Origin of the sequence: Kitasatospora sp. NPDC096140, from assembly GCF_040303045.1 — a bacterium.
In the GTDB taxonomy this organism is placed as follows: domain Bacteria; phylum Actinomycetota; class Actinomycetes; order Streptomycetales; family Streptomycetaceae; genus Kitasatospora.
In genome coordinates, this window is record NZ_JBEOUW010000027.1 from 23,792 (window position 1) to 44,967 (window position 21,176).

The window sequence follows — 21,176 nt, forward strand, 5'->3', positions numbered from 1 at the left end:
CTGCCGAAAAGCCCGGCGGCTCGTACGCGCACGTGCCTACGCTGGCCGCGTGACGGACTTCCTGAGCACCCCCGCGGGCGCCTACCTGCGCCACCCCCACCTGCACGGCGACCTGGTCACCTTCGTCGCCGAGAACGACCTGTGGCTCGCCCCGCTGGAGGGCGGCCGGGCCTGGCGGCTGACGGCCGACCACCTGCCGGTCCACGATCCCCGGTTCTCCCCGGACGGGCGGCACATCGCCTTCACCTCCGCCCGGGACGGCGCGCCCGAGGTGCACGTGGTGCCGGTGGACGGCGGCCCGTCGCGCCGGCTCACCCACTGGGGCAGCGGCCAGACCCGGGTGCAGGGCTGGACGGAAGACGGCCGCCCGATCGCCACCACCACGGCCGGCCAGGCCACCCTGCGCCGCACCTGGGCGCACGCCGTGCCGCTGGACGGCGGCGAGCCCGCCCGGCTGCCGTACGGGCCGATCGGCGGGATCGCCTTCGAACCGGGCGGCGACCGGGTGCTGCTGGCGAGCGCGGCGATCCGCGAACCGGCCTGGTGGAAGCGCTACCGGGGCGGGCGGGCCGGCAAGCTGTGGATCGGCCGGGACGAGTTCGTCCGCGTCCACGAGGAGCTGGACGGCCAGCTGTCCTCGCCGCTGTGGGTCGCTGGGCCCCTCCTGCCCGATGGCGGGCAAGGAGGGAGGATCGCGTTCCTGTCCGACCACGAGGGCGTCGGCGAGCTGTGGTCCAGCCTCCCGGACGGCTCCGACCTGCGCCGCCACACCGCCGACCCGGACGGCTTCTACGCCCGCAACGCCGCCACCGACGGCACCCGGGTGGTGTTCCACCGGGCCGGCGACGTCTGGCTGCTGGACGACCTGGAGGGCGCCGAGCCGCGCCGCCTGGAGGTCCGGTTGGCCGGCCCGCGCACCGGCCTGCGCCCCCGGCCGGTGCCCGCCGCGCACTGGCTGGAGTCCGTCGCCCCCGACCGCACCGGCCGGGCCAGCGCCGTCGTGGTGCGCGGCAGCGTGCACTGGCTGACCCACCGGGAGGGCCCGGCCCGGGTGCTGGACGAGACGCCGGGGGTGCGCGGGCGGCTGGTCCGGGTGGTGCCCGGCGAGGACGGCGCCCAGGGCGTGCTGTGGGTGTCCGACGCCGAGGGCGAGGACGCCCTGGAGTTCGCGCCCGCGGTGCACGGCGCCGAGCGCCGCCGGCTGGCCGCCGGACAGCTCGGCCGGGTCAACTCGCTGGCCGTCTCCCCGGACGGCAAGCAGGCCGCGCTCGGCGTGCACGACGGCCGGGTGCTGCTGGTGGCGCTCGCCGACGGCACCGTGCACGAGCTGGACCGCAGCACCGACGGCGAGGTCGGCGGGCTGGTCTTCAGCCCGGACTCCGCCTGGCTGGCCTGGTCGCGGCCGGTGCCGGGGCTGGGGCCGTTCTCGCTGCGCCAGATCGTGCTGGCCAACCTCGCCACCCGCACCGTCAGCGAGGCCACCCAGCAGCGCTTCATCGACACCTCGCCGGCCTTCACCGCGGACGGCCGGTACCTGGCGTTCCTGTCGGTGCGCAACTTCGACCCGGTCTACGACTCGCACGTCTTCGACCTGTCGTTCCCCAACGGCTGCCGCCCGTACCTGATCACCCTGGCCGCCGACACGCCGTCCCCGTTCGGGCCGCAGCGGGCCGGGCGCCCGCTCGGCGGGGAGGAGGACGAGCCCCGGGCCAAGAAGGCGGACGGCGAGGAGGGCGGCACCGACTCGGCGCCGGTGACCAGGGTGGACCTGGACGGCATCGCCGACCGGATCGTCCCCTTCCCGGTCGAGGGCGGCCTGTTCGGCACCCTGCGGGCCGCCAAGGACGGCGTGCTGTGGACGAGGGTCCCCCTGCTCGGCGAACTCGGCGACGAGGCAGCCTCGTTGGAGGACGAACGGCCGCGGCCGGTGCTGGAGCGCTTCGACCTGAAGAAGCGCCGGGTCGAGCAACTGGTGCACGACGTCGACGGCTTCGCGGTCAGCGGGGACGGCAGCCGGGTCGCCGTGCTCGACGAGGGCGAGCTGCGGATCGTCCCGGCCGACCACAAGGCGGCCGGCGAGGACGACGAGACCGCCGTGGACCTCGCGCGGCTGCGCGTCACCGTCGACCCGGCCGCCGAGTGGCGCCAGATGTTCGCCGAGAACGGCCGGCTGATGCGGGACAACTTCTGGCGCCCCGACCTCGCCGGCGTGGACTGGGCCGGCGTGCTGGAGCGCTACCGGCCGCTGGTGGAGCGGGTCGGCTCGCACGACGACCTGGTCGACCTGCTCTGGGAGGTGCACGGCGAACTCGGCACCTCGCACGCCTACGTGGTGCCCTACGGTTCGCACACCGAGCCCGCCCGGCGCCAGGGCCTGCTCGGCGCGGACCTCGTGAAGGACGGCGAGCAGTGGCGGATCGCCCGGATCCTGCCCGGCGAGTCCTCCGACCCGCGGGCCCGCTCGCCGCTGGCCGCGCCCGGCGCGGCGATCCGCCCGGGCGACGCGGTCCTGGCGGTCAACGGCCGCCCGGTGGACCCGGTCACCGGCCCCGCCCCGCTGCTGGCCGGCACCGCCGGGCAGCCGGTGGAACTGACCGTGGCCGGCAAGGACGGCACCGACCGGCGCCACCCGGTGGTCGTCCCGCTCGCCGACGACGAGGCGCTGCGCTACCACGACTGGGTGGCCGGCCGGAGGGCCGCCGTGCGCGAACTGTCCGACGGCCGGCTCGGCTACCTGCACGTTCCCGACATGCAGACCACCGGCTGGGCCCAGATCCACCGCGACCTGCGCTCGGAGATGGCCAGGGAGGGCGTGATCGTCGACATCCGGGAGAACCGCGGCGGCCACACCTCGCAGCTGGTGATCGAGAAGCTCGCCCGCCGGATCGTCGGCTGGAACGTCAGCCGGGACACCGACAGCCCGGTGCCGTACCCGGGCGACGCCCCGCGCGGGCCGGTCGTCGCGCTCGCCGACCAGGACTCCGGCTCGGACGGCGACATCGTCAACGCCGCCATCCAGGCGCTCGGGATCGGCCCGGTCGTCGGCACCCGCACCTGGGGTGGGGTGATCGGCATCGACAGCCGCTACCGGCTCGTCGACGGCACCCTGGTCACCCAGCCCAAGTACGCGTTCTGGCTGGAGAACTACGGCTGGGGCGTGGAGAACCACGGCGTCGACCCGGACGTCGAGGTGCCGATCGCCCCGCACCACTGGGCGGCCGGCGAGGACCCGCAGCTCGCCGAGGGCGTCCGGATCGCCCTGGCCGCGCTCGCCGGGAGCCCGGCCCGCACGGCGCCGCCGCTGCCCTGGCGGTAGCGCCGGGGCGGCCCTCCGGTCCGGGCGCGGGCGCGCTTTCGGTGGGCGCGGCCGGAGCGGGAAGTCGCAAGAGCCGACTTCCCGCTCCGGGGCGTGGGTAGGATGCGGGGCTGTTTCTTGATCCACAGCTTTCGGGGGAACCACCATGGCGCAGGGCTACCCGCCGCCGCAGTACGACCAGAACCCTTACGGACCGCCGCAGCCGCAGCCGTACCCGCCCTACCAGCAGCAACCGCAGCCGTACCCGCCGCAGGGGTACGCACCGCAGGGGCACCCGCAGCCGCCGCAGCAGCCGTACGGGCAGCAGCAGTACGGCCAGCAGCCGCCGGCGCAGCCGTACGGGCAGCCCGATCCCTACCCCAACCCCTACCCGCAGCAGCCGCAGCAGTCGCAGCGGTCGGCGGCGCTGCCGCCGTGCCCCAAGGAGGCGGGCGGCGGCCGGCGCTTCCTGGCGATCGTGCTCGACTTCTTCCTCGCCGTCGGCCTCGGCTTCGTCGCCGCCAACGCCGCGAGCCGCCCGAAGGTCCGGCACGTGGCCGGCCACGCCGTCCAGAGCGGCGGCCCGGCCGTGCCCTACTTCGTGGCGCTGCTCGTCGTCGGCCTCGGCGTGTCCTTCCTCAACCAGGTGGTGCTCGCCCGGCTCACCGGCTTCAGCGTCGGCAAGGCGGTCCTGGCGATGCGGCTGGTGCGCACCAAGCGCGTGATGCGGCCCAACACCTGGCGGCTCACCAGGCGCTGGCTGCTCGGCTTCGTCTTCCTCGCGGTGGCGCTCATCTCCGAGGACTTCGACCTGGACGACGGCGACATCGTCGGCATGCGCGCGGTGCGCTGGAAGCACCTGCAGGAGTACCGGCAGGCCGTGGCCGGGCTCGGCTAGGCTGCGCCCGTACGGCCCCACCACCCGACGTACCGATCCCGAGGAGTAGCCGATGGCCGGCGAGCCGCAGCCCGACTGCCTGTTCTGCAAGATCGTGGCGGGCGAGATCCCGGCGACCGTGGTGCGCAAGACCGAGCGCACCCTCGCCTTCCGCGACATCGCCCCCAAGGCCCCCGTGCACGTCCTGGTCATCCCGCACGTCCACTACCCGAACGCCGCCGCGCTGGCCGCCGCCGAGCCGGAGATCGCCGGCGAACTGCTCGCGGAGGCGGGCCGGGTGGCCGAGGACGAGGGCATCACGGACTACCGACTGATCTTCAACACCGGTGCGGGCGCCGGGCAGACCGTCTTCCACGCCCACGTCCACGTGCTCGGCGGCACGCGGATGACCGAGAGCATGGTCTGATCCCAGGTGTCCCAGCGCGAACTCGTCGTCCTCGGCACCGCCAGCCAGGTGCCCACCCGGCACCGCAACCACAACGGCTACCTGCTGCGCTGGGACGGCGAGGGGCTGCTGTTCGACCCCGGCGAGGGCACCCAGCGCCAGATGCTGCACGCCGGGGTCACGGCCACCCAGATCACCCGGATCGCCGTCACCCACTTCCACGGTGACCACTGCCTGGGCCTCGCGGGGGTGATCCAGCGGATCAACCTGGACCGCGTCCCGCACCCGGTGGACGTCTACTTCCCGGCGTCCGGCGAGGTCTACTTCGAGCGGCTGCGGCACGCCACCGCGTACCACGAGACCGCGGTGCTGCGGCCCCGGCCGATCGACGAGCCGGGCCCGCTGCCCGCGCCCGGCGCCCGCTTCGCGCTGGACGCCGTGCGGCTGGACCACCCGGTGGAGTCCTTCGGGTACCGGCTGTCCGAGCCGGACGGCCGCCGCCTGGTGCCCGAACGGCTCGCCGCCCTGGGCGTCCACGGTCCGGCGGTGGGTCGGCTGCAGCACGAGGGCGCGGTCGAGGTGGACGGCCGGCGGGTGACTCTGGACGAGGTCAGCGAGCCCCGGCCGGGCCAGAAGTTCGCCTTCGTGATGGACACCCGGCTCTGCGAGGGCGTGCACGCCCTCGCGGAGGGCACCGACCTGCTGGTCGTGGAGGCCACCTTCAGCGACGCCGACGCCCGCCTCGCCGAGGAGCACGGCCACCTCACCGCCGGGCAGGCCGCCAAGGTCGCCGCCGAGGCCGGCGCGCGCACCCTGGTGCTGACCCACTTCTCCCAGCGCTACCCGGACCTCGGCCAGCACCTGGCCGACGCCCGCAAGCACTTCGACGGGGAGCTGGTGCTGGCCGCCGACCTCGCCCGGGTGCCCGTCCCCGCCCGCCGTCAGCCGTGAACCCGCCCGCGCCGGCCGTGGACCCCGCCGCCGGCGGTGGACCCTCCGGCGCCCCTCCTGCGCCCTCCGGCGCCGGTCGTGGACCCTCCGGCGCCGGCAGGGAAGGCGCCCGCGCCGGTCGTGGACGGGCCCGCGCCGGGCAGCCGCGGAAAAAGGGCTCGCGCCGTCCCGCGAACTGCCGCAGCATCGACGGGTGCGGCCCCGCCGCCCGCCGCAGCGATCACGCCCGCGGCGTACCCTGGTGCCCCGGAGACACCGAGCGGCACACGACACCACGGATGGGATGAGGCAGGCCCCAGCGCCGACCTATGAGTGACACATCGCAGACCCGTACCAACGGACAGTCGCGCCCCGAACCGGCCGACGACGGCCGTGTCAGCGCCCGGATCGTCATCCCCGAGAAGCACCCGATGGTCACCCTGCTCGGCACGGCGGACTCGCTGCTGCGCGTGATCGAGCACGGCTTCCCCGCCGCCGACATCCACGTCCGCGGCAACGAGGTGACCGCCACCGGGGAACGCGCCGAGGTGGCCCTCGTCCAGAAGCTCTTCAACGAGATGATGCTGGTGCTGCGCACCGGCCAGCCCTTGACGGAGGACTCCGTGGAGCGCTCCATCGCCATGCTCCGCGGCCAGGAGCAGGACCCGGACAGCCCGGCGCCGTCCCAGGTGTTCACCGCGAACATCCTGTCCAACCGCGGTCGTACGATCCGCCCCAAGACCCTCAACCAGCAGCGCTACGTCGAGGCGATCGACAGGCACACGATCGTCTTCGGCCTCGGCCCGGCCGGCACCGGCAAGACCTACCTGGCGATGGCCAAGGCCGTGCAGGCCCTGCAGGCCAAGGAGGTCAACCGGATCATCCTGACCCGCCCGGCGGTCGAGGCGGGGGAGCGGCTGGGCTTCCTGCCCGGCACCCTCTACGAGAAGATCGACCCGTACCTGCGCCCGCTGTACGACGCGCTGCACGACATGATGGACCCGGACTCCATCCCGCGCCTGATGGCGGCCGGCACCATCGAGGTCGCGCCGCTGGCGTACATGCGCGGCCGCACCCTCAACGACGCCTTCATCATCCTCGACGAGGCCCAGAACACCTCGCCCGAGCAGATGAAGATGTTCCTCACCCGCCTCGGGTTCAACTCCCGGGTGGTCGTCACCGGCGACACCAGCCAGATCGACCTCCCGGGCGGCACCAGGAGCGGGCTCAAGGTCGTCCAGGAGATCCTGGCCGACGTGCCCGACATCCACTTCTCCGTCCTCACCAGCACCGACGTGGTCCGCCACAAGCTGGTCGGCCGGATCGTGGACGCCTACGAGCGCTGGGACGCCCGCCAGGAGGCCGAGGAGAGCGGTACCGCTCCCCGCAAGCCCGCCCAGCGGCGCCCGGGCAAGGCCACGGCGCCCCGAGCACCCCGACAGTCCCATCGCACCGAAAGCTGAGCACACAGCCCGTCATGTCGATCGACATCGCCAACGAGTCCGGTTGGGACGCCGATGAGGAAGCCATCCTCGACGTCGCCCGCTTCGCACTGGACAAGATGCGGATCCACCCGCAGTCCGAACTGTCCGTGATCCTGGTGGACGGTGCGGCGATGGAGGAGCTGCACATCCAGTGGATGGACCTCCCCGGACCCACCGACGTGATGTCCTTCCCGATGGACGAGCTGCGTCCCGGCAAGGAGGGCGAGGAGCTTCCGCAGGGCCTGCTCGGCGACATCGTGCTCTGCCCCGAGGTCGCCGAGCAGCAGGGCAAGGCCGCCCCCTCGAAGCACTCGATGGACGAGGAGCTGCAGCTGCTCACCGTCCACGGCGTGCTGCACGTCCTCGGCTACGACCACGAGGAGCCCGACGAGGAGGAGGAGATGTTCGCCCTCCAGAAGCGCATCCTGGACGACTGGCGGGCGGGCCGCGGCCTCGGCGGCATCTCCCCGGCCCCCACCACCCACTGAGCGCGGAGCCCGAACCCCTGTGAGTGGTGAGAGTACGAGCTTCATCCTGGGTGCCGTGCTGCTCGTCGTGCTCGGCTGGCTGGCCGCGTGCGCCGAGGCGGGCATCTCCCGGGTCTCCCGGTTCCGGGCGGAGGAGGCGGTGCGGGTCGGCCGGCGCGGCTCGGCACGCCTGCTGACCCTCGCCTCCGACCCGATCCGCTACCTCAACCTGGCGACCCTGATCCGGGTCGCCAGCGAGATGGCGGCGGCCGTCCTGGTCACCGTGGTGTGCGTGCGCAACGTCACGCCGACCTGGCAGGCCGTGCTGCTGGCGTTCGGCGTGATGGTGCTGGTGTCCTTCGTCGCGATGGGGGTCTCTCCGCGCACGATCGGCCGCCAGCACCCGCTCACCACGGCGACCGCCTCCTCCTTCGTGCTGCTGCCGCTGGCCGCCGTGCTCGGCCCGATCCCGCGGCTGCTGATCCTGCTCGGCAACGCGCTCACCCCGGGCAAGGGCTACCGCGAGGGGCCGTTCGCCTCCGAGGCGGAACTGCGGGCCCTGGTGGACCTCGCCGAGAAGGACGACCTGATCGAGGACGAGGAGCGCCGGATGGTGCACTCGGTCTTCGAACTGGGCGACACCATCGTGCGCGAGGTGATGGTGCCGCGCACCGACCTGGTGATGATCGAGCGGCACAAGACCGTCCGGCAGGCGCTCACCCTGGCGCTGCGTTCGGGCTTCTCGCGGATCCCGGTGGTCGGCGACAACGAGGACGACGTGGTCGGCATCGTCTACCTCAAGGACCTGGTGCGGCGCACCCACATCAACCGGGAGGCCGAGGCCGAGGAGGTCGGCGCGGTGATGCGCCCGGCCGTCTTCGTCCCCGACTCCAAGCCGGCCGGCGACCTGCTGCGCGAGATGCAGCAGCGCCGCTCGCACGTGGCGATCGTGATCGACGAGTACGGCGGCACGGCGGGCCTCGTCACCATCGAGGACATCCTGGAGGAGATCGTCGGCGAGATCACCGACGAGTACGACCGGGAGATCGCACCGATCGAGGACCTCGGCGACGGCTCGTACCGGATCACCGCCCGCCTGCTGGTGGAGGACCTGGGCGAGCTGTTCGGCATCGAGCTGGAGGACGAGGACGTCGAGACCGTCGGCGGCCTGCTGGCCAAGCACCTCGGCCGGGTGCCGATCCCCGGCTCGGCCTGCGAGATCCCGCTGCCGGACCCGGTCGACGGCGGCCTGACCGGCATCCTGCTGACCGCCGAGTCCTCGGCCGGCCGCCGCAACCGGATCGGCTCGATGGTCGCCTCCCCGGTCCGCGCCACCGACGAACCCGGGGTACCGGCGGGCGAGTAGCGGCGGGACGGTCGCCGAGCGACCATGGAGGGCATGACGCACAAACTTCGCGCGGAGTACGGCCCGCAGGGGGCGGCCGGCGGAGTCAAGTCCTGGCACGTGGTGCGGGACGAGGACCTGTCGACGGCGCTCTGCGGCCGGACCATGCCCGACGACGCAGAGACGCGGCCCGAGCAGGAGTGGGGCACCGGGTTGCGCTGCTGCCAGCAGTGCGGCTCGCTCTACATGCACGAGACGCCGCACATGCAGGGGACCAACCCCTACAGCTAGGCCGTGGCTGAGCTCTGGAGGTCGCCATGAAGCTGCAAGACGAACTGCCCGTCGACCACAAGCTCGTCACGGTCTGGCGGATCGGGGCGGGGCTCGGGGGGATCTTCCTGATCGTGTTCGGGGCCCTGGGGCTCGCCGACCACCCGGGGTTCCTCGACACCAGGGGTGACCAGATCGTGGGGCTGTCGACCAACGGCGCGCTGGCCGTCCTGTCCATCGTGGCGGGCGCGATCCTGGTGGTCGGGGCGGTGATCGGCGGGAACTTCGCCGCGAACCTGAACATGGTGGTGGGCGTGCTGTTCGTGCTGTCCGGCTTCTACGGCCTGACGGTGCTCGGGCGGCCGGACGCCAACATCCTCAACTTCCGGATGTCGAACGTGCTGTTCGCGTTCATCTTCGGGGTCGTCCTGACGACCTTCGGGATGTACGGACGGGTGAGCAGCCACCTGCCGCACGACAACCCGTACTGGCGTGAGCGCGCCGAGCGCGAGGTGCCGATGCCGTCCGGCCCGAAGACCTTCGTCAAGGTCATGAACCCGAACCCGGGCCGCACCCACCCGGTCGGCCACTGACGCGGGAGCGGTGCCTATGCTCGGCGGCATGAGTGACATCGTCGAGCTCGATCCCGAAGACAAGAAGATCATCACCCTGGCCCGCTCGGCCCGCGCCCGCAACGGCGTCCCCGAGGGGGCCGCGGTGCGTGACGAGACCGGTCGCACCTACGTGGCCGGGACGGTCGCCCTGGAGTCGCTGCGGCTGAGCGCGCTGCAGACGGCGGTGGCGATGGCGGTGGCCAGCGGCGCCAAGTCGCTGGAGGCGGCGGCCGTGGTGAGCGAGGCGGAGCAGCCGGCCGAGGCCGATCTGGCGGCCGTGCGGGACCTGGGCGGGGCCGGGACGCCGGTGCTGCTGGCCGGTCCGGACGGCGTGCTGCGGGTGGCGGCCGAGGCGCGCTGAGGCGCTCCGAGGGGCCGCAAGGGGCCGCAAGGGCCTCGGGGCGGCCGTTCCCGGGTGGGGTGGCCCGGCGCGGTTGCCCCCATGGGTTCTGCAGATAATCTCACCGGGGGAGTGGACTCGGTGAGGGGGCTGGGGCATGGGGGCGGTGGCGTTCTTCGCCGGGCTGCTGCTGTTCGTGATGGGGCTCGGGAAGTGGCAGGAGACCGGTTCGGCGGCCTGGTTGTTCGGCTCGCTGGGCTTCCTGTTGGTGCTGGTGGTGGTCTCGTTGATCCCGGAAAACGGCAAGGGCGGAAAGAAGGGCTGACCCCCCGGGGGTGACCCCGGACGGCGGGGCTCCGTTGATCAGGGAGAATGGAGCCCATGAATGCCCCTTCCTCCTCGTACCGCTCCGGGTTCGCGTGCTTCGTCGGCCGGCCCAACGCGGGCAAGTCGACCCTGACCAACGCCCTGGTGGGGACGAAGGTCGCGATCACCTCCGACCGCCCGCAGACCACCCGGCACACCGTGCGCGGCATCGTGCACCGCCCCGACGCCCAGCTCGTGCTGGTCGACACCCCCGGTCTGCACAAGCCGCGCACCCTGCTCGGCGAGCGCCTCAACGACCTGGTCCGCACGACCTGGGCGGAAGTCGACGTGATCGGTTTCTGCCTGCCCGCCGACCAGAAGATCGGCCCCGGCGACAAGTTCATCGCCAAGGAGATCGCCGGGATCAAGAAGACCCCGAAGGTCGCCATCGTCACCAAGACCGACCTGGTCGACTCCAAGCGCCTGGCCGAGCAGCTGATCGCCATCCACCAGCTCGGCATCGAGCTGGGCTTCGAGTGGGCCGAGATCATCCCGGTCTCCGCGGTCGGCGACAAGCAGGTGGAACTGGTCGCCGACCTCCTCACCAAGCTGCTGCCGGAGGGCGACCAGCTCTACCCGGACGGCGACCTCACCGACGAGCCCGAGCAGATCATGGTCGCCGAGCTGATCCGCGAGGCCGCGCTCGAAGGCGTGCGGGACGAGCTGCCGCACTCGCTGGCCGTCGTGGTCGAGGAGATGCTCCCGCGCGAGGGCCGCCCGGCGGACCGTCCGCTGCTGGACATCCACGCCAACGTCTACATCGAGCGGCAGAGCCAGAAGGCGATCGTGATCGGCGCCAAGGGCTCGCGGCTCAAGCACGTCGGCACGACCGCCCGCAAGCACATCGAGGCGCTGCTCGGCACGCCGGTCTACCTCGACCTGCACGTCAAGGTCGCCAAGGACTGGCAGCGCGACCCGAAGCAGCTGCGCAAGCTCGGCTTCTGACAGGGGAGTTCGAGCCCGCGGGGACGCCCTGGGCCCGTCCGGACGCCGTTGCGTCCGGACGGGCCCTCGTCGCACCCGGCCGGGCCCGGCGTCAGCAGGGCCGCGGCGCCGAGGAGTTGTGCACCCGGGAGCCGGGGGGTGGCGTCACGCGCCCTCGCGCAGCACCAGCGACACCAGCTCCCGCTGCGAGTCGGTGAGCTTGGGGTCGGCGCAGTACACCGTCCGGTTGTCGACGGTGATCTCGTAGTGGAAACCGTCCGGCACCCCGTACGAGGGGGCGCGCAGCCCGCCCGCGACGGCCTCGCGGGCGAGGGCGTGGACGTGCGGGGCGTCCGTGCGCTCGGCGGTGTCGAGCTCCGCGTGGCGGACGATTCCGGCGAAGCCGCCGGTCCGGGTCACCTGGATACGCATGGTGTCCATGGTGCTACCCAGGGAAGGCTTTTGCGGCACTTTTCCCGGACCGTGACCTTAAGCGCACCTCAACCCGGTCTCAACCACTCTCGCGTCGTCCGGCGCCCGCGCCCGGACTCCCGCCGGCGGGTCACCCCGGGCTGACCCCGACCTGTGCCCAGGAGGCCGTGACGGTGTCCGCGACCGAGGACTGGTCGGGGTAGCGGGCCTTGGCGGCGGCCACGGTGGCCCGCGCGAAGGCGGTGAAGTCGGCGTCGGCGGGCAGCGTGCGCCCGGTCAGCGCGTCGTACCAGATCCGCCCGGCGCGCTCCCAGGCCGAGCCGCCGAGCGCGGTGGCGAGCAGGTAGAACGCGTGGTTGGGGATGCCGGAGTTGATGTGCACGCCGCCGTTGTCCTCGGCGGTGTCCACGTAGTCCCGCATGTGCGCGGGCTGCGGGTCCTTGCCGAGCCGGGGGTCGTCGTAGGCGGTGCCGGGCGCCTTCATCGAGCGCAGCGCGACGCCCTGGATGCCGGGGGCCAGCAGTCCGGCGCCGATCAGCCAGTCGGCGTCGGCGGCGCTCTGGCGCAGCGCGTACTGCTTGACGAGCGAGCCGAAGACGTCGGAGACCGACTCGTTGAGCGCGCCGGGCTGGTCCTGGTAGTCCAGTCCGGCGGTGAACTGGGTGACGCCGTGGGTGAGTTCGTGGCCGATGACGTCGATGCAGGCGGTGAAGTCGCCGAAGATCTCGCCGTCGCCGTCGCCGAAGACCATCTGGTGGCCGTTCCAGAAGGCGTTGTCGTACTTGCGGCCGTAGTGGACGGTGGCGTCCAGCCGCAGGTCGTGGTCGTCGATGGAGTGCCGGCCGAAGGCGTCGGCGTAGAGCGCGAAGGTGGCGCCGAGGCCGTCGTAGGCGTGGTTGACGGAGGCGTCGGAGACGGCCGCCTGGCCCTCGGTTCTGGCGGTGCGGCCGGGCAGTCGCTGGCTGTGGGCGGCGTCGGAGATCACCCGGTTGAGGCCGGGGGCTCCGCCGGTGGGCCGGGGCGGGGAGAGGCGGGCCGCGCGGTGCGCGGCGTCGAGCGCGAGGGAGTGGACGGCGGCTTCGTGACCGGCCTCGGCGAGGCGGTCGAGGACGTACGGCGGGACGATCGTGCAGATCGGTACTGCTGCAGTCATGTGGCCCAGGGTGAGGCCTGCATGACCGGTTGTCACCACTCTTGACATGACCGGTCGGCGTCTCAAGGGGTGGAACGGAAGCCCGGATCACTTCGGGGGCGCGCGGCGCTGGGTTACGCTGGGTTCCATCATGCGCAACGGGCTGCTTCTTCTTAGCTGCCGCGTCGAGGGCCTGTAGTCCACAGGGGCCGGCTCCCTCGCCGCGGGGAACGAGCTGTGCGCGCAATCGGCGATCCAACGGCGGGTCGCGAGCGGCAGCAGAGGCCGGCCAGTCGGTGTTGATCCCGACCGCCCGCACCCACGCATCCACAGGAAGCCGAGAGTCACCTCCATGACCGAGCAGACCTCCGCCGCGTCCATCCCCGCCGCTCGCGCCTTCGTCGACCGGCCCACCCCGATCACCGCCGCCTCGGTGCGCCAGCAGCCGTCCGGCATGCGGTACGGGCGCTACCTGCCGTTCGGCACCGTGGACCTGCCGGACCGCACCTGGCCGGACGCCGTGATCACCAAGGCGCCGCGCTGGCTCTCGACCGACCTGCGGGACGGCAACCAGGCGCTGATCGACCCGATGTCCCCGGCCCGCAAGCGCAAGATGTTCGACCTGCTGGTCGCGATGGGCTACAAGGAGATCGAGGTCGGCTTCCCCTCCTCCGGCGCCACCGACCACGCCTTCGTACGGTCGCTGATCGAGGAGGGGGCGATCCCGGAGGACGTCACCATCTCGGTGCTGACGCAGGCCCGCGAGGAGCTGATCGAGAAGACCGTCGAGTCGCTGGTCGGCGCGCCGCGCGCGACCGTCCACCTGTACAACGCGACCGCGCCGCTGTTCCGCCGGGTGGTGTTCCGCAACGACAAGGCCGCCACCAAGGCGATCGCCACCGAGGGCACCCGGCTGGTGATGGAGTACGCGGAGAAGCTGCTGGGCGAGGACACCGTCTTCGGCTACCAGTACTCGCCGGAGATCTTCGTCGACACCGAGCTGGACTTCGCGCTGGAGGTCTGCGAGGCGGTCATGGACGTCTGGCAGCCGGGCGAGGGGCGCGAGATCATCCTGAACCTGCCGGCCACCATCGAGCGGGCCACCCCGAACGTCCAGGCCGACCAGTTCGAGTGGATGTCGCGCAACCTGTCGCGCCGCGAGTTCGTCTGTCTGTCGGTGCACCCGCACAACGACCGCGGCACCGCCGTCGCCTCCGCCGAGCTGGCCTACATGGCGGGCGCCGACCGCATCGAGGGCTGCCTGTTCGGGCAGGGCGAGCGGACCGGCAACGTCGACCTGGTGACGCTGGGGATGAACCTGTTCTCGCAGGGCGTCGACCCGCAGATCGACTTCTCCGACATCGACGAGGTGCGCCGCACCGCCGAGTACTGCAACCAGATGGAGGTGCACCCGCGCCACCCGTACGCCGGCGACCTGGTGTACACCTCCTTCTCGGGCTCGCACCAGGACGCCATCAAGAAGGGCTTCGACGCCCTGGAGGCGGACGCGAAGGCGGCGGGCGTGCCGGTGGAGGAGCACACCTGGGGCGTGCCGTACCTGCCGATCGACCCGAAGGACGTCGGCCGCACCTACGAGGCGGTCATCCGGGTCAACAGCCAGTCCGGCAAGGGCGGTGTGGCGTACGTCCTGAAGAACGACCACAAGCTGGACCTGCCGCGCCGGATGCAGATCGAGTTCTCCCGGATCATCCAGGCGAAGACCGACGCCGAGGGCGGCGAGGTCACCCCGGCGGAGATCTGGCGGGTCTTCGAGGACGAGTACCTGCCGACCACCGGCAACCCGTGGGGCCGGCTGTCGCTGAGCGGCTCGCGCACCCTGACCACCGAGGACGGCCGGGACGCGCTGACAGCCGAGGCGCTGGTGGACGGCGTGCCGGTGGCGCTGAGCGGTACCGGCAACGGCCCGGTGTCGGCCTTCGGGGACGCGCTGGCCCGGATCGGCTTCGACGTGCGCGTCCTGGACTACGCCGAGCACGCGCTGAGCGAGGGCGGCGACGCCCAGGCGGCCGCGTACGTCGAGTGCGCGGTGGACGGCAAGGTGCTGTGGGGCGTGGGCATCGACGGCAACACGGTGCTGGCCTCGCTGAAGGCGATGATCAGCGCCGTCAACCGCTCGCAGCGGGGGTAGTTCGTACGGGTGGTGTGCGAAGGGCCGTCCTGCGGGCGGCCCTTCGCCGTGTCGGCGGCCGATTGTGGCCTGCGCCACATTTTTTGGGACCGGAAGCCGTTCGAGGTACTGACACGTGCCGGTAACCGTGGCAACATCGATCCACCGGAAAGCCGGGTCGGTGGGACGGCTCGGTGTCCGGTCGCGTGACCTGCCCATCGTCGAGCAGGCCGCCTGCCATGTCTGGGGAGTGGCGCCGTGACCAGGTTGTGGGGTGTTCGCCCGCGGTGGCGGACTGACGTTCTCGGTGACTTCTTCTGCCCGGGCTGCGGCGGGGACCGCAACTACCGTCGGCAGCACGGCCGGCGGTGGCTGCGGTTGCTGGGCACCCCGGTGCTCCCGCTCGGACCGGTGATCGGCAGCGTGCAGTGCACCAGCTGCCACGGCCGGTACGGCGTCGAGAGTCTGGAGCAGCCGACCTGCGTGCGCCTCGGCGCGATGCTGCGCGACGCCCAGTACACCGTGGCGCTGGCCCTGCTCGCGGCCGGTGGCACCGCCCACAGGGCGGCCCGCGAGGCGGCCTGCGCGGCGGTGCGCGAAGCCGGATTCGAGGACTGCGGCGAGGCCCAGGTGCTGGCCGCGCTCGCCGCGCTCTCCGGGCTCGGCGGCGAGCTCCACGACGCCCACGGGATGTCCGGCGGCCTGGCCGTGGAGCTGCACGCGGTGCTCGAACCGCTCACCCCGCACCTGGCCCACCAGGGCCGCGAGCGGCTGCTGCTGCAGGGCGCGGCGATCGCCCTGGCCGACGGGCGCTACCTGCCGCAGGAGCGCGAGGCGCTGGCCGCGGTCGGGCGCTGCCTGGACCTGGCGCAGGCGCGGGTCGGGGCGTTGCTGGAGGCGGCGACCAGGGCGCCGTACAAGTAGTCGTTCGGGGCGCGCGGCCGGTCCGGGCGCCGTACACGTGGTCGAGTTCCGGCACACGGCAGGCCGGGGCGCGGTGGGGCGGTCGGCCCGGACGCGCAGCAGGCCGTGGCCCCGTCGTCACCCCCGTCGTCCCCTGTCCGTCGTCACCCTGTCGTTCCTCTCCTTGTCGTCACCCTGTGGACCACCCGTCGACCATCCCGAATCCCCCACAAACGGGCCCGACCCCCTCCGGGCCCGCCGTGACCCGCACCGAAGTGGTCCTCCCCCACGGCCCCGGTGCGGGCAACACGGCTGTCCGGCGTTGTCGGCGGCTGGGGGAGAATGGTCGGCATGAGTCTTTTCCGGGACGACGGCGTCGTGTTGCGGGCGCAGAAGCTCGGCGAGGCCGATCGGATCATCACCCTGCTGACCCGCCAGCACGGCAAGGTGCGGGCGGTGGCGCGCGGGGTGCGGAAGACGAAGTCCAAGTTCGGTGCCCGTCTGGAGCCGTTCTCGCACGTGGACGTGCAGTTCTTCAGTCGGGGGAGTGAGCTGGTCGGCCGCGGGTTGCCGCTGTGCACCCAGGTGGAGACCATCGCGCCGTACGGCGGTTCGATCGTCACGGACTACGGCCGCTACACCGCCGGCACCGCGATGCTGGAGACGGCCGAGCGCTTCGCCGAGAACGAGGGTGAGCCCGCCGTCCAGCAGTACCTGCTGCTGGTGGGCGGGCTGCGGACGCTGGCGGCGGGGAGCCACGAGTCGCACCTGGTGCTGGACGCCTTCCTGCTGCGCTCGCTCGCGGTGAACGGGTACGGCGCGAGCTTCACGGACTGCGCCAAGTGCGGCCTGGAGGGGCCGAACCGTTTCTTCTCGCTCCCGGCGGGCGGGGTGCTCTGCGCGGACTGCCGAGTGCCCGGATGTGCCGTACCCTCCCCTGAGACACTGGTACTGCTCGGGGCGCTGCTGTCAGGGGACTGGCAGACGGCCGACGCCTGCGAGCCGCGGTACTGGCGGGAGGGCAGCGGCCTGGTCGCGGCCTATCTGCAGTGGCACCTGGAGCGGGGCATCCGCTCGATGAGATACGTGGAGAAGTGAGCACATGGCAGCGCGACGGCTCTTCGGCGGCGGCAAGCAGCGGGCGTACGCGCCTCCGACCCCGCACCCCAGCGGTGCACAGCCCCCGAAGATCCCCGGCGAGCTGGTGCCCGAGCACGTCGCCATCGTGATGGACGGCAACGGCCGCTGGGCCAAGGAGCGCGGGCTGCCCCGCACCGAGGGCCACAAGGTCGGCGAGTCCGTCGTGCTGGACGTCCTCGCCGGCGCCATCGAGCTCGGGGTCAAGAACATCTCGCTGTACGCCTTCTCCACCGAGAACTGGAAGCGCTCGCCCGACGAGGTGAAGTTCCTGATGAACTTCAACCGGGACGTCATCGCCCGCCGCCGCGACGAGATGGGCAAGATGGGCGTACGGATCCGCTGGGCCGGCCGGATGCCCAAGCTGTGGAAGAGCGTCGTCCAGGAGCTCCAGGTCGCCGAGGAGCACACCAAGGACAACGACGCCGTGACGCTCTACATGTGCGTCAACTACGGCGGCCGGGCCGAGCTGGCGGACGCGGCGCAGGGCATCGCCCGCGACGTCGCGGCCGGCAAGCTGGACCCGAAGAAGGTCAACGAGAAGACCCTCGCCAAGTACATGTACCACCCGGACATGCCGGACGTGGACCTCTTCCTGCGCCCCAGCGGCGAGCAGCGCACCTCCAACTTCCTGCCCTGGCAGTCGGCTTACGCCGAGTTCGTGTTCCAGGACGTGCTCTGGCCGGACTTCGACCGCCGCGACCTGTGGCGCGCCTGCGAGCAGTACGCGATGCGCGACCGGCGCTTCGGCGGGGCGATCCCGAACGAGCTGCCCGCGCCGCGGCCGTCCGGGCACTGAGGCCGGGGCGCCGCCGCGGGTTCGCGGCCACGACGGAAAGGACCCACCGGGCTGATCCCGGTGGGTCCTTTCCGTCGTGCGGCGCGCCGCGGACGAGCGGCGGGGCTCAGGCCTTCTTGGCGCACTCCGCGCAGGTGCCGAAGATCTCCAGCGTGTGCGCGATGTCGCTGAAGCCGTGCTCGACGGCGACCGAGCTGGCCCAGCGCTCCACCGCGGGGCCCTCCACCTCGACGGTGGCGCCGCAGTGCCGGCAGACCAGGTGGTGGTGGTGTCCGCTGCTGCACCGGCGGTAGACGGCCTCGCCGTCGGCGGTGCGCAGCACGTCCACCTCACCGGCGTCGGCGAGCGACTGCAGGGTGCGGTAGACCGTGGTCAGACCGACGGAGTCCCCGCGGTGCTTCAGCAGGTCGTGGAGTTCCTGCGCGCTGCGGAAGTCCGCGATCTCGTCCAGGGCCGCCGAGACGGCGGCACGCTGCCGGGTCGATCGGGCGCGCGGCGACGGGCCTGCGGTGGTCACCGTGGGTCCTCCTGGGGTCGTGGGCGTCTCGCACATCATTGTGCCAGCCCCGCCCGCCCCTCCGGAGTGGTCGTGTCGGGGGAAGTCCGTTCCGGTGTCTGGGCGGGCAGTCGGACGTCGCAGATCTTGGGCCCGTGCTCGGTGTCGCCGCGGTGGCGGCGCCGGGCGAGCGGCGCGGCGAGCGCGCTGAACACCGCGAAGACCGCGATGGCAAGCAGCACGATGGCCGGGCCGGAGGGCACGTCGAGCTCGTAGGAGCCGGTGACCCCGGCGAGGGAGACCACCACGCCGAGTGCGATCGAGGCGGCCTGGGTGGCGGCGAAGGAGCGGGTGAGCTGCTGGGCCGCGACCACCGGGACCACCATCAGGGCGCTGACCAGCAGCAGTCCGACCACCCGCATGGCGACGGTGACGGTGACGGCGGCCATCACGGCGAGCAGCAGGTTGAGGGTGCGCACCGGCAGGCCGGTGACCCGGGCGAAGTCCTCGTCCTGGCAGATGGCGAACAGCTGGCGGCGCAGGCCGACGGTGACGGCGATGACCACCGCGCCGAGCACCGCGATGGCGGCCAGGTCGGCGGGGGCGACGGTCAGGATCGAGCCCCACAGGTAGCTCTCCAGCGAGCCGGAGCCGGCTTCGGCGGAGAGCGAGACGAGCAGCTTGCCGCAGGCCATGCCGCCGTAGAAGAGCATGGCGAGGGCGATGTCGCCGCGCTGGTTGCCGCGGGAGCGGACGAGTTCCATGGTGACGGCGCCGAGCACGCAGACCAGGACGGCCATCCAGACCGGGCTGGTCTGGAAGATGAAGCCGAGGCCGACGCCGGTCATCGCGACGTGGCCCATGCCGTCGCCCATCAGGGCCTGGCGGCGCTGCACCAGGTAGATGCCGACGGCGGGGGCGGTGATCCCGACCAGGACGGCGGCGAGCAGGGCGCGCTGCATGAAGTCGTAGGACAGCATCTCGGTCATGCGAGCAGCCTCGGCGGGGTCAGGTCGGCGTGCGGGTGGACGTGGTCGTGGCCGGGCAGTGCGTGCAGGCCGGTGTTGGGCACGGGCGGGCCGTCGTGTGCGACGCAGCCGTCCCGCAGGACGACGGCGCGGTCGATCAGCGGCTCCAGCGGCCCGAGTTCGTGCAGGACGAGGAGGACGGCGGCGCCGCGGCCGACCTCGGCGCGCAGGGTGTCGGCGAGCACCTGCTGGCTGGCGGCGTCCACCCCGGCCATCGGCTCGTCCATGATCAGCAGGTCGGGGGAGCCGACCAGGGCGCGGGCGATCAGGACCCGCTGCTGCTGGCCGCCGGACAGGTCGGCCACGCCGTCCCCGGCCCGCTCCAGCATGCCGACGGCGGCCAGTGCGCGGTCCACCGCCTCGCGGTCCTTGCGGCGGAACGGCAGCAGGCGGTGCTGCGGCAGCCGTCCGGTGGAGACCACCTCGCGCACGGTGGCCGGGACGCCGGAGGCGGCGGTGGTGCGCTGCGGGACGTACCCGATGCGGTGCCAGGCGCGGAAGGAGCCGTGCGGGGTGCCGAACAGCTCCAGGGTGCCGCGCTCCAGGGGGACGGAGCCGATCACGGTCTTGACGGTGGTCGACTTGCCGGAGCCGTTGGCGCCCAGCAGGGCGACGACCTCGCCGGGCCGGACGGTGAGGTCGACGCCGCGCAGCACCGGCCGGCCGCCGCGCGAGGCGACGGCGTCACGGAGGCGGACGGCCTGGGGTATCGGGTGGGTCATGGTGTTCCGTCCCGTCAGCTGGTGGCGGCAGGGGTGGTGGCGTCGGGGGTGGGCGTCGCGGCGGGGGCGGTCTGGCCGGCCGTGGCGCCGAGGGCGGTCCGGAGGTTGGCCAGGTTCTGCTTCATGACGGTGAGGTAGTCGTCCTTGGCGGGGTCCTTGACGCCTTCCAGCGGGTCCAGGACGGCGGTCTTGAGGCCGAGGTCCTTGGCGACGGTGTCGGCGAGCTTGGGGCTGACCAGGGTCTCGAAGAAGATCGTGGTGACGCCGTTGTCCTTGGCGGCCTTCTGCACGGCGGCGAGGCGGGCCGGGGTGGGCTCGGACTCCGGGTCGACGCCGTTGATGGCGACCTGGGTGAGGCCGTAGTGGTCGGCGAGGTAGCCGAAGGCGGCGTGGCTGGTGACGAAGGTCCTGGTCCCGGTGGACTTCAGCCCGTCCTGGAACTCCTGGTCGAGTGCGGTGAGCTTGGTGACCAGTTCGTCGGTGTTCCTGCGGTAGTCCTCGGCGTGGGTCGGGTCGGCCTTCGCGAACTCGTCGCCGACGCTCCGGGCGATCGCCGCGTAGCGGGTCGGGTCGAGCCAGATGTGCGGGTCGCCGGCCGGGCCCTCGTGCTTGTGGCCGCTCCCGGGCTCCTCCGCGCCTTCGTCGAGGTGGTGGTCGACCAGCGGGCTCGCGGCGGTGGCGTCGATCTTGTGCTTGCCGGACGACTGCGCGACGGCCTGGTCGACGGTGGGCTGCAGGCCCTTGAGGTAGAGGATCGCGTCGGCCTTCTGGACGGTGCCGACCTGCTTGGCGGTGAGTTCCAGGTCGTGCGGCTCGACGCCGGCGGCGGTGAGATCGGTGACCGCGACGTGCTCCTGGCCGATCTGCCGGGCGAGGAACTCCATCGGGTAGAAGGAGGCGACGACCTTCAGCTTGCCGTTTCCGCTGTCGGCGCTGCTGCTGCCTCCGCAGGCGGTGAGGGCGAGGGAGGCGGTGAGTGCGGTGGCGGCGATGGCTATGGAACGGCGGGTCCGTCGACGAAGCAGTCCGATCATCATGACAATCATTCTCATCTCACATGGAAATGATTGTCAACTCACTC

22 protein-coding genes are annotated in these 21,176 nt (G+C 72.5%); 16 read left to right on the top strand and 6 right to left on the bottom strand.

All coding sequences use genetic code 11. The annotated features are described in order from the left end of the window. Positions 1–49: 49 nt before the first annotated feature. The 12 genes from ABT048_RS25970 to era all read left to right on the top strand — a co-directional run bounded on the left by ABT048_RS25970 (position 50) and on the right by era (position 11,339). The gene (locus ABT048_RS25970) at positions 50–3,316 is read left to right on the top strand and encodes a S41 family peptidase (RefSeq protein ID WP_350523901.1); all 3,267 of its coding nucleotides are present in this window, start codon (positions 50–52) and stop codon (positions 3,314–3,316) included. A gap of 145 nt (positions 3,317–3,461) precedes the next feature. After that, positions 3,462–4,193: an RDD family protein gene (locus tag ABT048_RS25975; RefSeq protein WP_350523902.1), complete on the top strand. Its 732-nt coding sequence runs from the start codon at positions 3,462–3,464 to the stop codon at positions 4,191–4,193. 52 nt (positions 4,194–4,245) lie between these two features. Then, complete coding sequence (locus ABT048_RS25980; RefSeq protein ID WP_350523903.1) at positions 4,246–4,599, top strand: histidine triad nucleotide-binding protein; 354 nt, start codon at positions 4,246–4,248, stop codon at positions 4,597–4,599. 6 nt (positions 4,600–4,605) lie between these two features. Beyond that, complete coding sequence (locus ABT048_RS25985) at positions 4,606–5,529, top strand: ribonuclease Z (protein ID WP_350523904.1); 924 nt, start codon at positions 4,606–4,608, stop codon at positions 5,527–5,529. A gap of 410 nt (positions 5,530–5,939) precedes the next feature. Beyond that, positions 5,940–6,971: a PhoH family protein gene (locus tag ABT048_RS25990; protein WP_350523987.1), complete on the top strand. Its 1,032-nt coding sequence runs from the start codon at positions 5,940–5,942 to the stop codon at positions 6,969–6,971. Positions 6,972–6,985: 14 nt separating this feature from the next. Beyond that, entirely contained in the window at positions 6,986–7,480 is a 495-nt protein-coding gene (ybeY, locus tag ABT048_RS25995) for an rRNA maturation RNase YbeY (protein WP_189917985.1), read from the top strand. A gap of 19 nt (positions 7,481–7,499) precedes the next feature. After that, entirely contained in the window at positions 7,500–8,825 is a 1,326-nt protein-coding gene (locus tag ABT048_RS26000; RefSeq protein ID WP_350523905.1) for a hemolysin family protein, read from the top strand. Positions 8,826–8,858: 33 nt separating this feature from the next. After that, complete coding sequence (locus tag ABT048_RS26005; protein ID WP_350523906.1) at positions 8,859–9,095, top strand: hypothetical protein; 237 nt, start codon at positions 8,859–8,861, stop codon at positions 9,093–9,095. Positions 9,096–9,121: 26 nt separating this feature from the next. Then, on the top strand, positions 9,122–9,667 hold the full coding sequence (locus tag ABT048_RS26010) for a DUF4383 domain-containing protein (RefSeq protein ID WP_350523907.1): 546 nt from the start codon (positions 9,122–9,124) through the stop codon (positions 9,665–9,667). A gap of 28 nt (positions 9,668–9,695) precedes the next feature. Then, positions 9,696–10,049, top strand: coding sequence for a cytidine deaminase-like protein (locus ABT048_RS26015; RefSeq protein ID WP_350523908.1), 354 nt, complete (start codon positions 9,696–9,698; stop codon positions 10,047–10,049). A gap of 136 nt (positions 10,050–10,185) precedes the next feature. Beyond that, positions 10,186–10,353: a hypothetical protein gene (locus ABT048_RS26020; protein WP_350523909.1), complete on the top strand. Its 168-nt coding sequence runs from the start codon at positions 10,186–10,188 to the stop codon at positions 10,351–10,353. A gap of 56 nt (positions 10,354–10,409) precedes the next feature. After that, entirely contained in the window at positions 10,410–11,339 is a 930-nt protein-coding gene (gene era / locus ABT048_RS26025) for a GTPase Era (RefSeq protein ID WP_350523910.1), read from the top strand. Positions 11,340–11,483: 144 nt separating this feature from the next. On the opposite strand, the gene ABT048_RS26030 is transcribed toward era, so the two are convergent. Together ABT048_RS26030 and ABT048_RS26035 are read right to left on the bottom strand one after the other, a co-directional pair. Continuing rightward, positions 11,484–11,750, bottom strand: a complete 267-nt coding sequence (locus ABT048_RS26030; RefSeq protein ID WP_350523911.1) for a protealysin inhibitor emfourin — start codon at positions 11,748–11,750, stop codon at positions 11,484–11,486. Between the two features lie 130 nt (positions 11,751–11,880). Continuing rightward, on the bottom strand, positions 11,881–12,903 hold the full coding sequence (locus ABT048_RS26035) for a M4 family metallopeptidase (protein WP_350523912.1): 1,023 nt from the start codon (positions 12,901–12,903) through the stop codon (positions 11,881–11,883). A 331-nt stretch (positions 12,904–13,234) separates the two neighbouring features. Here ABT048_RS26035 and leuA point away from each other — a divergent pair, with 331 nt between their 5' ends. From leuA to ABT048_RS26055, 4 genes are all read left to right on the top strand, one after another. Continuing rightward, positions 13,235–15,031 (top strand): 2-isopropylmalate synthase, encoded by a 1,797-nt coding sequence (gene leuA / locus ABT048_RS26040; RefSeq protein ID WP_350523913.1) that lies wholly within the window; start codon positions 13,235–13,237, stop codon positions 15,029–15,031. A 237-nt stretch (positions 15,032–15,268) separates the two neighbouring features. Beyond that, positions 15,269–15,934 (top strand): TerB family tellurite resistance protein, encoded by a 666-nt coding sequence (locus tag ABT048_RS26045; RefSeq protein WP_350523914.1) that lies wholly within the window; start codon positions 15,269–15,271, stop codon positions 15,932–15,934. 330 nt (positions 15,935–16,264) lie between these two features. Beyond that, complete coding sequence (gene recO / locus ABT048_RS26050; RefSeq protein WP_350523915.1) at positions 16,265–17,011, top strand: DNA repair protein RecO; 747 nt, start codon at positions 16,265–16,267, stop codon at positions 17,009–17,011. Positions 17,012–17,015: 4 nt separating this feature from the next. Continuing rightward, on the top strand, positions 17,016–17,849 hold the full coding sequence (locus ABT048_RS26055) for an isoprenyl transferase (protein WP_350523916.1): 834 nt from the start codon (positions 17,016–17,018) through the stop codon (positions 17,847–17,849). Positions 17,850–17,955: 106 nt separating this feature from the next. On the opposite strand, the gene ABT048_RS26060 is transcribed toward ABT048_RS26055, so the two are convergent. From ABT048_RS26060 to ABT048_RS26075, 4 genes are read right to left on the bottom strand one after another with little or no spacing between them, the layout of a single operon-like run. Beyond that, the gene (locus ABT048_RS26060; RefSeq protein ID WP_350523917.1) at positions 17,956–18,366 is read right to left on the bottom strand and encodes a Fur family transcriptional regulator; all 411 of its coding nucleotides are present in this window, start codon (positions 18,364–18,366) and stop codon (positions 17,956–17,958) included. A 35-nt stretch (positions 18,367–18,401) separates the two neighbouring features. Next, positions 18,402–19,334 (bottom strand): metal ABC transporter permease, encoded by a 933-nt coding sequence (locus ABT048_RS26065; protein ID WP_350523918.1) that lies wholly within the window; start codon positions 19,332–19,334, stop codon positions 18,402–18,404. After that, on the bottom strand, positions 19,331–20,095 hold the full coding sequence (locus tag ABT048_RS26070; RefSeq protein ID WP_350523919.1) for a metal ABC transporter ATP-binding protein: 765 nt from the start codon (positions 20,093–20,095) through the stop codon (positions 19,331–19,333). The genes ABT048_RS26065 and ABT048_RS26070 overlap by 4 nt, the downstream gene beginning before the upstream one ends. 14 nt (positions 20,096–20,109) lie before the next feature. Then, positions 20,110–21,132 carry a metal ABC transporter substrate-binding protein gene (locus tag ABT048_RS26075; RefSeq protein WP_350523920.1) on the bottom strand — a complete coding sequence of 341 codons (1,023 nt, stop codon included), beginning with the start codon at positions 21,130–21,132 and terminating at the stop codon, positions 20,110–20,112. Between the last annotated feature and the right edge of the window lie 44 nt (positions 21,133–21,176).